Source organism: Acinetobacter sp. YH12252, assembly GCF_013417365.1.
Classification (GTDB): domain Bacteria; phylum Pseudomonadota; class Gammaproteobacteria; order Pseudomonadales; family Moraxellaceae; genus Acinetobacter; species Acinetobacter towneri.
This window is the reverse complement of sequence record NZ_VPEA01000002.1, coordinates 125540-137897: the sequence shown is the minus strand read 5'-3', so window position 1 is coordinate 137897 and position 12358 is coordinate 125540. Positions and strand designations below refer to the sequence as shown.

Annotated in this window: 12 protein-coding genes; 6 read left to right on the top strand and 6 right to left on the bottom strand. The window is 38.9% G+C overall.

The genetic code is table 11. From position 1 onward, the window contains the following. Together rsmD and ykgO are read left to right on the top strand one after the other, a co-directional pair. The gene (gene rsmD / locus FTV28_RS03095) at positions 1-558 is read left to right on the top strand and encodes a 16S rRNA (guanine(966)-N(2))-methyltransferase RsmD (protein ID WP_004970724.1); all 558 of its coding nucleotides are present in this window, start codon (positions 1-3) and stop codon (positions 556-558) included. Positions 559-663: 105 nt separating this feature from the next. Continuing rightward, positions 664-786 carry a type B 50S ribosomal protein L36 gene (gene ykgO / locus FTV28_RS03090; protein WP_026438469.1) on the top strand — a complete coding sequence of 41 codons (123 nt, stop codon included), beginning with the start codon at positions 664-666 and terminating at the stop codon, positions 784-786. Positions 787-833: 47 nt separating this feature from the next. On the opposite strand, the gene FTV28_RS03085 is transcribed toward ykgO, so the two are convergent. Then, positions 834-1460 carry a 1-acyl-sn-glycerol-3-phosphate acyltransferase gene (locus FTV28_RS03085; RefSeq protein WP_104852321.1) on the bottom strand — a complete coding sequence of 209 codons (627 nt, stop codon included), beginning with the start codon at positions 1458-1460 and terminating at the stop codon, positions 834-836. A 356-nt stretch (positions 1461-1816) separates the two neighbouring features. Here FTV28_RS03085 and FTV28_RS03080 point away from each other — a divergent pair, with 356 nt between their 5' ends. Next, entirely contained in the window at positions 1817-2647 is an 831-nt protein-coding gene (locus tag FTV28_RS03080; protein ID WP_179989395.1) for a copper resistance protein NlpE N-terminal domain-containing protein, read from the top strand. A 140-nt stretch (positions 2648-2787) separates the two neighbouring features. Here the strand turns inward: FTV28_RS03080 and FTV28_RS03075 are convergent, their stop codons facing one another. After that, positions 2788-4389 carry an isocitrate lyase gene (locus FTV28_RS03075; RefSeq protein ID WP_004977281.1) on the bottom strand — a complete coding sequence of 534 codons (1602 nt, stop codon included), beginning with the start codon at positions 4387-4389 and terminating at the stop codon, positions 2788-2790. 645 nt (positions 4390-5034) lie between these two features. Here FTV28_RS03075 and FTV28_RS03070 point away from each other — a divergent pair. Both FTV28_RS03070 and FTV28_RS03065 read left to right on the top strand, forming a co-directional pair. Beyond that, on the top strand, positions 5035-6024 hold the full coding sequence (locus tag FTV28_RS03070; RefSeq protein ID WP_179989394.1) for a LysR family transcriptional regulator: 990 nt from the start codon (positions 5035-5037) through the stop codon (positions 6022-6024). Between the two features lie 137 nt (positions 6025-6161). Next, on the top strand, positions 6162-7490 hold the full coding sequence (locus tag FTV28_RS03065; protein WP_179989393.1) for a hemolysin family protein: 1329 nt from the start codon (positions 6162-6164) through the stop codon (positions 7488-7490). 133 nt (positions 7491-7623) lie between these two features. On the opposite strand, the gene FTV28_RS03060 is transcribed toward FTV28_RS03065, so the two are convergent. The 3 genes from FTV28_RS03060 to FTV28_RS03050 form a co-directional block, all read right to left on the bottom strand. Beyond that, on the bottom strand, positions 7624-8130 hold the full coding sequence (locus FTV28_RS03060; protein ID WP_004977287.1) for a hypothetical protein: 507 nt from the start codon (positions 8128-8130) through the stop codon (positions 7624-7626). Between the two features lie 313 nt (positions 8131-8443). Then, on the bottom strand, positions 8444-8623 hold the full coding sequence (locus tag FTV28_RS03055) for a hypothetical protein (RefSeq protein ID WP_131262037.1): 180 nt from the start codon (positions 8621-8623) through the stop codon (positions 8444-8446). Between the two features lie 302 nt (positions 8624-8925). Further along, positions 8926-9918 (bottom strand): NAD(P)H-quinone oxidoreductase, encoded by a 993-nt coding sequence (locus FTV28_RS03050; protein ID WP_179989392.1) that lies wholly within the window; start codon positions 9916-9918, stop codon positions 8926-8928. A 152-nt stretch (positions 9919-10070) separates the two neighbouring features. Here FTV28_RS03050 and FTV28_RS03045 point away from each other — a divergent pair, with 152 nt between their 5' ends. Continuing rightward, on the top strand, positions 10071-10391 hold the full coding sequence (locus FTV28_RS03045) for a co-chaperone YbbN (protein ID WP_004977299.1): 321 nt from the start codon (positions 10071-10073) through the stop codon (positions 10389-10391). Positions 10392-10415: 24 nt separating this feature from the next. Here FTV28_RS03045 and FTV28_RS03040 read toward each other — a convergent pair whose 3' ends face one another. Next, on the bottom strand, positions 10416-12257 hold the full coding sequence (locus tag FTV28_RS03040; RefSeq protein WP_257222790.1) for a GGDEF domain-containing protein: 1842 nt from the start codon (positions 12255-12257) through the stop codon (positions 10416-10418). Between the last annotated feature and the right edge of the window lie 101 nt (positions 12258-12358).

The following is a 12358-nucleotide window of genomic DNA, read 5'->3' as shown; positions in this document are numbered from 1 at the left end:
ATGAAAAATCAATTACGCATTATTGGTGGAGAATGGAAACGTCGTCAGTTGGCTTTTGCTTCAATTGAGGGATTACGCCCTACGCCCGACCGAGTGCGCGAAACCTTATTCAACTGGTTAATGTGGGATGTGCAAAACGCCAAAGTGTTAGACCTCTGTTCAGGTTCGGGCGCTTTAGCTTTTGAAGCCCTGTCTCGCGGTGCGGCACACGTGGTCATGATTGAGCCAAACCGTACACAAGCACAGTTTTTACAGCAAAATTTAGAATTATTACGCGTCAATAAAAGCAAAGCACAATTAAAAGTTTCTACCGCACAACATGCTTTGGCGACACTAAAAGATCAGTTTGATTTGGTATTTTTAGACCCGCCTTATAGTTTAGATTTATGGGAAGAATTGGCAGGGTTGGCTGATCCACTCATTGCGGCACAAGGTCTGATTTATGTTGAAGCAGATCGTGATTTAAACCTGTTAAAATTACCGCAGACTTGGCAAAAAGTTAAAGAGAGCAAAGCGGGAACTGTACGTGCGGGCTTATACCAAAAGATTGTTGTTTAAATTTTCTCCTTAAAAGATACGCGGTAATTTTATGACTATCGACACTTTTCAAGAGTCATCTATTAATGTAATATTATAACATTACATATTGTAGTGTTTATCTTCATGAAAGTTCGTTCATCTTTAAAAAGTGCAAAATCGCGTGCCGATTGTCAAATTGTGAAACGTCGTGGCAAATTATTTGTGATTTGCAAATCCAATCCACGTTTTAAAGCAAGACAGGGATAATCCCCTGTCTTTTAGTTTTGATAGATTATTACACTGAAATAGTGTGCTTATTCTGAATAGTAACGTGTATCGACACTAAAACTTTCAGGAAATTTTGCTTGAACCTGTGCATAAAATGCCATGATTTCAGCCATATCTTTTTCAAAATCACCGGTTGGATGCACAATTTTTCCCACACCCGTTTTCTTTTTTGCGTAATCCATATACGCCAAAGCAATTGGCACACCTGCATTTAACGCAACATGATAAAAACCTGTTTTCCATTGTTCTTGACGCGCACGTGTGGCTTCAGGCGTCACCAACATCACCAATTTAGGATGGTTTTTAAATAAGTCCGTCATGAGCTGAACCATACTAGGTCGTGCTTCGCCTGGTGCTTTCGGACGACGGTCTATACCAATGCCTCCCATCGCACGGACAAATGGCCCAAACGGCAATTTCATATAGCTGTCTTTAATGGTCAAGCGAACATTAACGCCCAAAGCTTTAAGCCCTAAGCGTGCATATAAGGCATCCCAATTACTGGTATGCGGTGCAGCAATCATCACATATTGGTCTAATTCCAACGGACAATGATTGTCGATTTCCCAACCCATTAAATTTAAGCTTCGCTCAGCTAACTTTTCAAACACAACCGCATACCCCAAATAAAGTGTGCGAATTTTAGCAAGCATCGACAAATACAAAAGTCTAAAACGACGAATAAATAAACAAATACTTTATAAATGTATAAAAATTTCCTGCACTCATCTTATTTTTGTCATTCCATGCAAAATCATACTGTTTTTGCGCTTATTCATTGCTAGATTCAAGCAAGTTTAAAATGGTAAATATATAAATTTACGCACAGTTTGCTGAGTTTTTTACGGTCTAATCCGATGTAATCCTTGAAGTGAAACTTAAAACTTTAAAACATCTGGCTTGTTATGATTTGCTACAAATCTTCATTAAAAATAAGGCAAATTGGCTTTTCAGATACAAGGTGAAAGTTTAAGGTGGCAGCAAGACAAGTTTGAAGTTCAGAACATTTATGCTGAATCGTTATCCGATTGCACTCAGTACACTTAGCTTATTTTTAGTAGCTTGCGGATCAACTGATCCAAGCAGGGAATATCAATCCGCTTTGCCTTCTGAGCCACAAATTACGCCCAAAACTGAAGTTCAAAATTCAGCAACTTCATGGACAGGACAAGCTACAGGTAACTTTAGAGCCTTATTGCCTTGTGACAACTGTGAACAGCATGTGATTCATTTACGCCTGAATGATGATCAAACCTTTCAACTCATCGACATTAAACGCTCGAAACAGCGGCAGCGCGAAAACCAAGTGGCGGGAACGATTCAAGCTGCTCAGGGCAACAATCAGCAAGACAAACAGAACCAACACCCATCGCAAAACACGGCAAATGAATGGTTGCTCAATACAGAAAATGGGCAAGCCTATGCACGTATTCAACTCACAGCTCACGGTCTTAAATTCAGCCTATACAATCAGAACAATATACAAAATCAACAGAAAAATGAAACTCAGGTTTTCTTACATCCTGTAGAAAATATGCAAGTCAGTAATGCCCTGAAGCATGTCGATATTCAGGCTGAACACGTACAAAATGTTGAGGTCAAAGAATTAAACGACCCTGTGATGGCACACGATTATTTTCTGGCAATTCACAATCAATCTGATCAAGCATTACAATTACATGCCAATGACTTGGTTTTGGTCGATCAGCAATATCAGGAATATGCTGCTGTAGTCGATCCGCAATTTTTAGAACCGATTCCTGCACAACAAAAACAATGGATTAAGGTGTCTTTCCATTACCCTGCTTCTGTACAGGCAGATGTGATCAAAATTAAATAGGTTACAGCTGCTGAATTTTCATAAATAAAGAAACTTCACTTTAAAGTTATTTCTTAAAAGTGTTTCAGAATTCTTTGATTTTTTCTACAGCCATAAAAAAACCCTGCTGATGCAGGGTTTTCTTTTAAACCATCAAGCGATTACGCGTTGAATTGGTTCATTGTGTTTTTAGCTTCGTCCGCTGCTTTAAGCGCGTTGTCACCAGAGAAAATTTCTTTGTGATCGTCACCGATGTCAGAACCAGCCATTGCTTGGTGTTTAACACAAGCGATACCACCGCGGATTTCTTTACGTTGTACGCCAGCAACATAAGCCAACATACCTTCAGAACCGAAGTAACCTTGAGCAAGCTCGTGAGTAGAAAGAGCAGCTGTGTGGTAAGTAGGCAGAGTGATCAAGTGGTGGAACACACCTGCTTCACGAGAAGCGTCTGCTTGGAATGTACGTACTTTTTCGTCAGCTTCAGCAGCCAATTCAGAATCGTCGTACTCAGCGCTCATTAATTTAGCGCGGTCGTATGCAGATACGTCTTTACCTTCAGCAACCCAACGGTCGTACGCTTGTTGACGGAAGTTCAGTGTCCAGTTGAATGATGGAGAGTTGTTGTAAACAAGTTTCGCATTTGGCACAACTTCACGTACACGGTTAACCATGTGAGCGATTTCTTCTACGTTTGGAGTCGCAGTTTCGATCCAAAGAAGGTCAGCACCGTTTTGTAAGCTAGTTACACAGTCAAGTACAACGCGGTCAATTTGAGTGCCTTCACGGAACTGGTACAAGCCAGAAGCTAAACGCTTAGGACGGTGTAATTTACCATCACGCTTGATTAGGATTTCGTCTTCTTTCGCTTCAGAGATGTCAATTTCTTGAGTGTCTAAGTAGCTGATGTATTGAGAAGCGATGTCGCCTGGCTCTTTAACTACTGGGATTTTTTGAGTTAAGTCAGCGCCTTCAGAGTCAGTACGTGCAACGATGATACCGTCGTCAAGACCCATTTCTAAGAACGCATAACGTAACGCGTGGATTTTAGCGATGAAGTCTTCGTGTGGAACAGTTACTTTACCAGCTTGGTGACCACATTGTTTCGCGTCAGAAACTTGGTTTTCGATTTGAAGTGCACATGCACCCGCTTCGATCATTTTCTTAGCTAATAAGTAAGTTGCTTCTTCGTTACCGAAACCAGCGTCGATGTCCGCAATGATTGGCACAACGTGAGTTTCAAAGTTGTCGATTTGAGCAGTGATTTCAGCAGCTTTAGCAGTATCACCAGCGTCTTGTGCTTTTTTAAGTGCGCGGAACAAATCGTTTAATTCTTTTGCGTCAGCTTGACGTAAGAATGTGTAGATTTCTTCGATCAATGCAGGAACAGAAGTTTTTTCGTGCATAGATTGGTCAGGAAGTGGACCGAATTCTGAACGAAGTGCAGCAACCATCCAACCAGAAAGGTAGATATAACGGCGTTCAGTAGTACCGAAGTATTTTTTGTTCGCAATCATTTTTTGTTGCGCAACAAAACCGTGCCAGCAACCTAAAGATTGAGTGTATTTGCTTGAATCAGCATCATAAGCAGCCATATCACGACGCATAATCGCAGCTGTATATTTAGCAATATCTAAACCAGTTTTGAAACGGTTTTGCATTTGCATACGCGCAGCATCTTCAGGACTGATGTCTGCCCAAGTGTTGCCGAATTTTGCTTTTAATTCGCGGATTGCATCAATCGCTGTTTGGTATGTAGTCATGATATTGTACCCTGTAATATTATTTAGGATTTATCAATCGAAGGCTAAATCGCGCTTATGCTTGATTGCTCAGATTTAGAGCACTTCGTTACGATGAATACAGAGTAGAGTGACTGAATGAATTAATCCAATATTCTCGTGTAATTCTCGGTATTTTTTAAAAAAATGTATAGATCAAAGTCTTAATTCACAAAAACAATAAAAACACAAAATATTGATTTTAAAAACCTTATTTAGAAAATCAATCAAATATCTTTGCTTACAAATTCATCTCTGTGCCGATATTTTCTGCATTAGACTTAAGTCTTGCATTTCATAAAAAATGCTTGCATTGGCGATTTCTGCCATTTTTTAGCAAAATTTTGCTGCTTTTCAGCGCAATGTAAGTGCATAAGTTTCATACAAAATAGAATCTGCTATCAGTTCTGCCAATGCTTTTAAGTGTTTTTGCATTTAAGATTAAAAAGTATAGATGCAGTACTAGGCAACCTACATTTCTTTAGGAAATAATGATGGGGCTGGCTGTTTTTATTCAGATTTTTTGCTGTTTATCTCGTCGATTTTTTCATCATAATTTATACACAAGCCTTACGGCTTATGGCATAATTCCAATAATTTAGTGATTTTATTTTCGGTATTTATTTTATGAATCTGGAGCGGGTTGATCTTAATCTATTAATTTATCTTGACGTCTTACTTCGTGAAAAAAATGTAACCCGTGCTGCAGAACAATTGGGCGTTACCCAACCTGCGATGAGTAACATTTTACGTCGTTTGCGCAATTTATTTAATGATCCCCTGCTGATTCGTTCTTCTGAAGGCATGACGCCAACTGAACGTGCCTTAGAATTACAACCGCGTATCCGCGATGCCTTATCTGACCTTTCTATGATTTTGGAGCCGCGTACTGAGTTCCGCCCTTATACTTCAAATCGTGTATTTCGGATTATGACCTCCGATTACGCAGAAGCCACATTAGTCCCACGCTTGGTTAAAGCTTTACGCTCTGAAGCACCTAATGTGGTATTAGACTTTTTAACCCCGAGTGATGTGTCTTATCGCGACATGGAACAAGGTAAAGTCGATTTGGCGATTAACCGTTTTAATGAAATTCCACAAAGTTTCCATCAGGTTTTAGTTTGGCGTGATAGTTTTTCTTGCCTGCTCAATCACAAACACCCTGCTGCCAATAACCTGAATTTAAAAAGCTACTTAGATGCACAACATATTTGGGTTTCTAAAACAGGTATGGGCGTTGGTTTTGGTGTGAATCCAGAGAAACAAGCGGGACTGGGTTGGATTGATCAAGCTTTAGAGCGTATTGGACAAAAACGTAAAATTTCGGTGTTTACCCGTCATTATCAAATGCCTGCACTACTCGCGTCTAATGTAGATTTAGTCGCAACCTTACCTACACGTATTGCGCGCTTACAAGCCAAAAGCCAAAGCTTACTGATTAAAGACCCACCATTTTATATTCCAGAATTTGAATTAAAGATGGCATGGTGTCCGTTGTTACATCATCACCCTGCACACCGTTGGTTACGCCAATTGATTTTATATGTAGCGCGCCAAATGATTGAAGAAGAAAACCGTGAGTTTTTACTGAATAACTCTCAATTTTCACCCTATTAATTAAAAATTCACTGAACTTATTGGCACAAACGCTTATACTCAGATGAGGAATATTTCGATATTCCTCATTGTTTAATCATGATTTAATAAAGATTCAAATTGTTATATTTAAAATAATATAATCCACAGGTGGATTCGTGAGCCTCTTCCAGAATATTGTTATTATCCTCATCCTCATTGTCGGAGCTGGTTTTTTATCGCTGACTGAAATTGCGTTGGCTGGTGCACGTAAAGTTAAACTGAAAATTCTAGCCGAATCAGGCGATGAACGTGCCCAAAAAGTTTTAGACCTACAAGAAAACTCAGCTGATTTTTTTGCTGCCTCACAAATTGGCTTAAACGCAGTTGCCATTTTAGGTGGTATTTTAGGTGAAGGCGCATTCCGTCCTTATTTTTACAACTTAGTTGTGCGCTTCTATCAAGGGCCATGGGCTGAAACGCTTAGTTTTGCCTTGTCATTTACCTTAGTGACTTCGCTGTTTATTTTATTTGCCGACCTGATGCCTAAGCGTTTGGCGATGATCGCCCCTGAAAAAATTGCGGTGTCGGTCATAAACCCGATTCAAATTTTTATTCGGGTATGCAAGCCTTTGGCATGGATGATTAATGCGATTGCCAACGTGCTGTTCCGTTTATTCAAAGTAAACACCACGCGCGAAGACAATATTACCTTTGATGATATTTCTGCAGTCATGGATGCAGGCGCTCAAGCAGGTGTTTTACAAAAGCAGGAACATCACTTTATCGAAAACGTGTTTGAACTCGAAGAACGTAACGTACCTTCGAGTATGACTACACGTGAAAATGTGGTGTTTTTTACCCTAAAGGAATCTGAAGCCAGTATTCGTCAAAAACTTGCAGAATATCCTTATTCCAAATTTTTGGTCTGTAGCGAAAATATTGATGATGTGATTGGTTATGTTGATGCCAAAGATATTTTGGTCAGAATCCTCAATAATCAATCTTTACTACAACTAAATGAAAGCACCATCCGTAATGTATTAACCATTCCAGATACACTCACGCTGTCTGAAGTCTTAGACCGTTTCCGCTCTACCAAAGAAAAATTTGCCGTAGTCATTAATGAATATGCGTTGGTTGTGGGCGTAATTACCCTGTCTGATATTATGATTACTGTGATGGGCGATTGGGTAACACCTATTGAAGAAGATCAGCAAATCATTAAACGTGATAACAATTCTTGGCTGATTGATGGCAGTACACCAATTGAAGACATTAAACACGCGCTGCAAATTGATGAAATGCCAGATGATGAAAATTATGAAACCATTGCAGGTTTTATGATGTATAAGCTACGTAAAATCCCGCGTCCTGCCGACTCTGTACTTTTTGATGGTTATAAATTTGAAGTGGTCGACGTCGATCATTTTAAAATTGACCAACTTTTAGTGACACGAATTGTAGAAACGCAGGAAATACAAAACAACACTGAAGCAGATGGATAGTGAGATTCCTTGTATTCGTTCAGCCTGATTGCATCTACATTTTCTCGCATTCACAAAAAAGCACCACATCAAAATGAAGTGGTGCTTTTTTTAAATCTGAACTGATACTTCTGAAATTTAGCTGAGTATTTACTTAATACTTACTGATCAACTCATCCAATACTGCTTGATAATGAATCGCAATATCTTCAGCTAAAATTTTATAGACATTGTCGAATTGCACCATTGGCCAACCTTCTTTCCAGAAAGGGAAAATATTGTGCAAATCATGCGTTACCACAGCATCTTCACGCACAATCGCTTGTGCAACCTGAGCCAATACTTGTGCAGTTTCTGTGCCATCAATGGCTAAATAATCAATCCCACGTGCTTTTAAAATACGCACACGGTCTTTTTTATAACGAATTTTTTTCATTTGCGCTTCATTTAACTGCAAAGCCAAACTCACCGCTTCTACAAATTTGCTTTCAAATGATTGATTCAGTGCCACCAACGCTGCTTTATGCGCTTCCTGACGACCTGCTTTCCCACCATTACGGATAATTTCTTTTGCCTCTGTGTCTAGCTCATCACTTTTCATAGACTGCAAAATGTCGAGTATTTCGATATCACTTAATGATTCAGGAGATTGGTCAATCATGTACTGCCCTTGGACAAAAATAGCAAAACGCTATTTTCGCACAATTTAGCTAAAAGCTCGACACATTCCGAAGCAATTGTTCACACAAGGCAGTGCTGCACCTATTACAGTGCAGCAGTTTAAAATTGATCTTTCAGCTTTGATCATCCTTGTTTATTTTAAATTTCTTATTGTTCCCTTAGTTTTTCTCCTGAATTTTACCGTCTATTTAAAACCCGTTATTTCAAATGAATAATCCAATAAATAACAGGTTTAACTTTTCAACTCACTTGTACTTTTTAGTAAAAAATAATTAACAGGTTGCTCTTTACACTTAATACAAGTTTTCGCGTTTATCATGATCAAGGCGGTCAATATAGCGCTCTAAATGTAGCATCGCATGATACATTTTATTTAAGTTCCCAACATTGATTTGCTGACGAACAATATTTTTGTGTAACCGTTTTAATGCACGTAGACTGTGCTTTGTCGTATATGCAGATAAAATTTTCATAAGCCTGCTCTCTCTATCAAATTATTTTACATGAACCGTTTTGTAATCTTGAGAATGAATTCAATGAATATAAAGATAAGGTTTATTATTGACAGGGTGTGTCCTACACCTCCTTAATATTTGACTATTTGGAAAAATTTTATTGTGTTGAATTGTAGTTTAAAGGAATATTTATGTAATTATGATTAAAATAATTGCTAAAACTGATTCAAAAAATCTTTGTTAAAATCCTCTATAAAGTACACATAAAAAACTGACACTCGGTCAGTTTTTTTATGTACGTTGATTTTAAATTTGAGTCTTTAAATCACTTCGACCACTACTTTGCCCACATGCTCGCCTGTATCCATTTCTGCATGGGCTTGCTGGATTTGATCAAACTTAAATGTTTTATAGATCATTGGTAAGCATTCACCTTTTTCCAATAAAGGCCATACTGTTTCCTGTAAACCTTTAGTGATTTCTGCTTTTTCGGCCGTGTTACGCGCACGCATGGTTGAACCCGTAATGGTCAAACGCTTCATCATAATTTGACCTAACTTAACCTCTTTGGCTTTTGCACCACCTAAAAATGCGATATACACCAAGCGGCCATCACGACGTAATAAGTTTAAATTACGCTCTAAATACGGCGCACCGACAATATCTAAAATAATATCAACCCCAGCATTGTCTGTAGCAGCCTGAATTTCTTGCTCAAAGTCCTGAGTTTTATAGTTAATTGCTGTAGTGAGGTGTGAAATTGCCTGTACTTTTTCATCTGAACCCACTGTCGCAAAGGTTTTTAAACCGAGAGCATTACACAGCATTAATGCTGTTGTACCAATGCCACTGGTGCCACCATGAATAAGTGCTGTTTCGCCAGCTTTGGCTTTGCCCATTTGGAATACATTGGCCCACACAGTAAAAAATGTTTCAGGTATCGCAGCGGCTTGTACAAAACTGACACCTGTTGGAATTGTCAAAGTCTGGCTTTCTGGTACAACACAATATTCTGCATAGCCACCACCATTGGTTAAGCCACACACTGCATCACCAACTTTAAATTGGCTGACATCTGTACCCACAGCAACCACTTCACCTGCTACTTCTAAGCCTGGCACTGGCGTCACGCCTTTAGGCATAGGATACAAACCCTGACGCTGTAAAATATCAGGACGATTTAAACCAAAAGCATGTACTTTGACCAAAACCTCATTGGCTTGTGGCTCAGGTATTGCAACCGTTTCATAGGCTAATTTTTCTGGGCCACCTGGTTCTGTAATAATAATCTGCTGCATTGTGTTTTGTGTCATGGCAAATCCCTGATTGTTTGATGCTGATATGAATTCTGACTATTTGAACATAAAACAGCAAAGCATTAAAACCCAGATTAACTTAGGTATAATTCTCATGCCGTGGTGTTTCATGCGTGATTAAATTTTTATTTATGATTAAAGAGTATGTGATGTCAGAAATTGTGGAATACAACGAAAATAATTACCGTGAGTTTGAATATGAAACAGGCGTTGCGGTGATTCGTTTTTATGCGACGTGGTGTACGCCTTGTGTTCAAAATGCACCATTTTTTGAGCAGCTTGCCCAACTTTTTGATGCTTCGGTAAAGTTTGGCAAAGTGAATGTCGATCAATCTCCAATTTTAACTTTGCGTTATCAAGTCTTTGGTTTACCGACCACTCTGATTTTTAAAGATGGGCAAATTGTTGAACGACTGTCGGGCAATGTTTCTGTCGTACAACTTCAACAAAAAATTCAGAGCTATCTTTAAGCCATGTAGAGTAGCGTCAACATATTAAGTTTGAATTACTACCTGATCGCGTCCTGCATGTTTGGCTTGATACAAATGCGCATCTGCAGCTTTCATAAAATCATCCACGTGCGTATACGCTTGTGCGCGAGTCATCCACGCTACACCGATACTTAAAGTCACATATTGTTTATGGTCTTCTCGTGCTACATGCTCAAAAGCTGCATCACGCACAGCCTGCAAGACCTTTTGCATGAGTGGTGCAATCGCAGGTTGCGGAATATCGTGCAGTAAAATGGCAAATTCTTCACCCCCATAACGTGCCACAAACGCATTTTTAGGCAAAGTATCTTGTAAAACTTTAACTAGGTTTTGCAGAATTTGATCGCCTTTTAAGTGCCCATAATGATCATTGTATTTTTTAAAATAATCGACATCGAGCATTGCAAAAACCAAAATATGTCGCTTATTTTGCAAGGTTTCAAAATACAAACGCTGAATTTCTTCATTTAATGCACGGCGGTTATACGCCTCCGTTAATGCATCAGTATTAATCTGTATTTCCAGTTTTTCATTCAAAAGACTGAGTTGTTCAGTGCGTTCCTGTACTTTTAAATCTAACGAGCTGTTTAAATGAATCAGTTTTTGGTTCAAGCGTTCAATGCGCAAGCTATGGTATGCATAATTTCGTGCCTGCTGAAACATAATGAGCAATGCATAAACACTGGTCGAAATAAAAGATAAATGAATGGAATTGACCAGATTCAGCATTAATAAAAAGTCATGAATAAATGTGCCACACAGAATAATTACTGCCCAAAAATTGATTTTGGAATAATGCTCTCCTGAACGCAGAGTTTGATAAAACCCATAGGCAAAATTTGCCAAAATCAGCACAAAGAAAAAAGAACTATAAAATGCGAACTGCTGAAAAATAGTGGGTTCTGCCCACAGCGTCACCCCAATATTAAAGCTTAATAACAGCATTGCCGCGTTATATACCCAACGATGCAAATAGCGCGAACTGAGCAAAAACATATAACTCAGGAAAAATAAAATCGCTAGAAAACTAAATAAATATTCGAGCCTTATTCCCCAAGACCAACTTAAATTCAGGAAAGTGGTGTAAGCATAGGGCGGAGAAAATAAATTATGTAATGCTAGAAAAACAATAAACAAGCCAAAAATAAACATAAGCTTGGTCTTGCCGCCATTTGCAAGACTAAATGCCGAAAACATCAAGGTAAACAAACCAACACCAAGTACTGCCCCAGAAATCATGGCAATACTCATCATCAAACGCTGATACTGTTGATTGATGGTGCGACTTAAACCAATTTTCATTGGATTTTTTAAACCACCTTGCAAGCTCTGAAAGCTAGACGCTTGAATGGTCAGGGTAAAATATTCACTTTCAGGAACAAAATATGCAATTCGTGGGGCATTTTCGGTTTGGTGACTACTCGCATCTGCACCGACTGTGCCAACACGCACCAGTGGATCGCCATTTAAAAATACCCGATAGGCGCCATATTGGTTGGGAATCCAAATCGCAATACGTCTGCCTAGAAATTCTTTTGGAATTTGAAAGTGCCCAATAAAAGTGCCGTAAGTATTGGCATTGCCCATTAAATCTTCAAATGAAGCAGGCAATTCAACGGTATTCGATGCCAGTACCGCACTGGGTTCTTGAATCAATTGTTGCGGATAAAACAACCATCGCCCAGTCAAAATACTCGATTGATCTTCAGTAAATTGAACAGAATTGAGCAGTTGTTGATGTAGATAGTAAGATTCAGGTGCAGACTCATACTGCGCCAACACACGCGGTGGTGTGAGTACACTGCACAGTAAAATTAAGAAGAGAAATGCACACTTGTGCCACATCCGAGTGAAATTCAAAAACGCAAACGTCCTATTATGCTTATTTTTAAATCTAATCGTTCTTGCACTAAATTTGAAGTAAAAAATTAAGTCATTTATGCTAG

Coding starts and splice junctions, on each gene's coding strand:
- FTV28_RS03075 (WP_004977281.1), bottom strand. CDS start 4,389: ATGACTACATACCAAACAGCGATTGATGCAATCCGCGAATTAAAAGCA.
- FTV28_RS03045 (WP_004977299.1), top strand. CDS start 10,071: ATGTCAGAAATTGTGGAATACAACGAAAATAATTACCGTGAGTTTGAA.
- FTV28_RS03055 (WP_131262037.1), bottom strand. CDS start 8,623: ATGAAAATTTTATCTGCATATACGACAAAGCACAGTCTACGTGCATTA.
- ykgO (WP_026438469.1), top strand. CDS start 664: ATGAAAGTTCGTTCATCTTTAAAAAGTGCAAAATCGCGTGCCGATTGT.
- FTV28_RS03060 (WP_004977287.1), bottom strand. CDS start 8,130: ATGATTGACCAATCTCCTGAATCATTAAGTGATATCGAAATACTCGAC.
- FTV28_RS03040 (WP_257222790.1), bottom strand. CDS start 12,257: ATGTGGCACAAGTGTGCATTTCTCTTCTTAATTTTACTGTGCAGTGTA.
- FTV28_RS03070 (WP_179989394.1), top strand. CDS start 5,035: ATGAATCTGGAGCGGGTTGATCTTAATCTATTAATTTATCTTGACGTC.
- FTV28_RS03050 (WP_179989392.1), bottom strand. CDS start 9,918: ATGACACAAAACACAATGCAGCAGATTATTATTACAGAACCAGGTGGC.
- rsmD (WP_004970724.1), top strand. CDS start 1: ATGAAAAATCAATTACGCATTATTGGTGGAGAATGGAAACGTCGTCAG.
- FTV28_RS03085 (WP_104852321.1), bottom strand. CDS start 1,460: ATGCTTGCTAAAATTCGCACACTTTATTTGGGGTATGCGGTTGTGTTT.
- FTV28_RS03080 (WP_179989395.1), top strand. CDS start 1,817: ATGCTGAATCGTTATCCGATTGCACTCAGTACACTTAGCTTATTTTTA.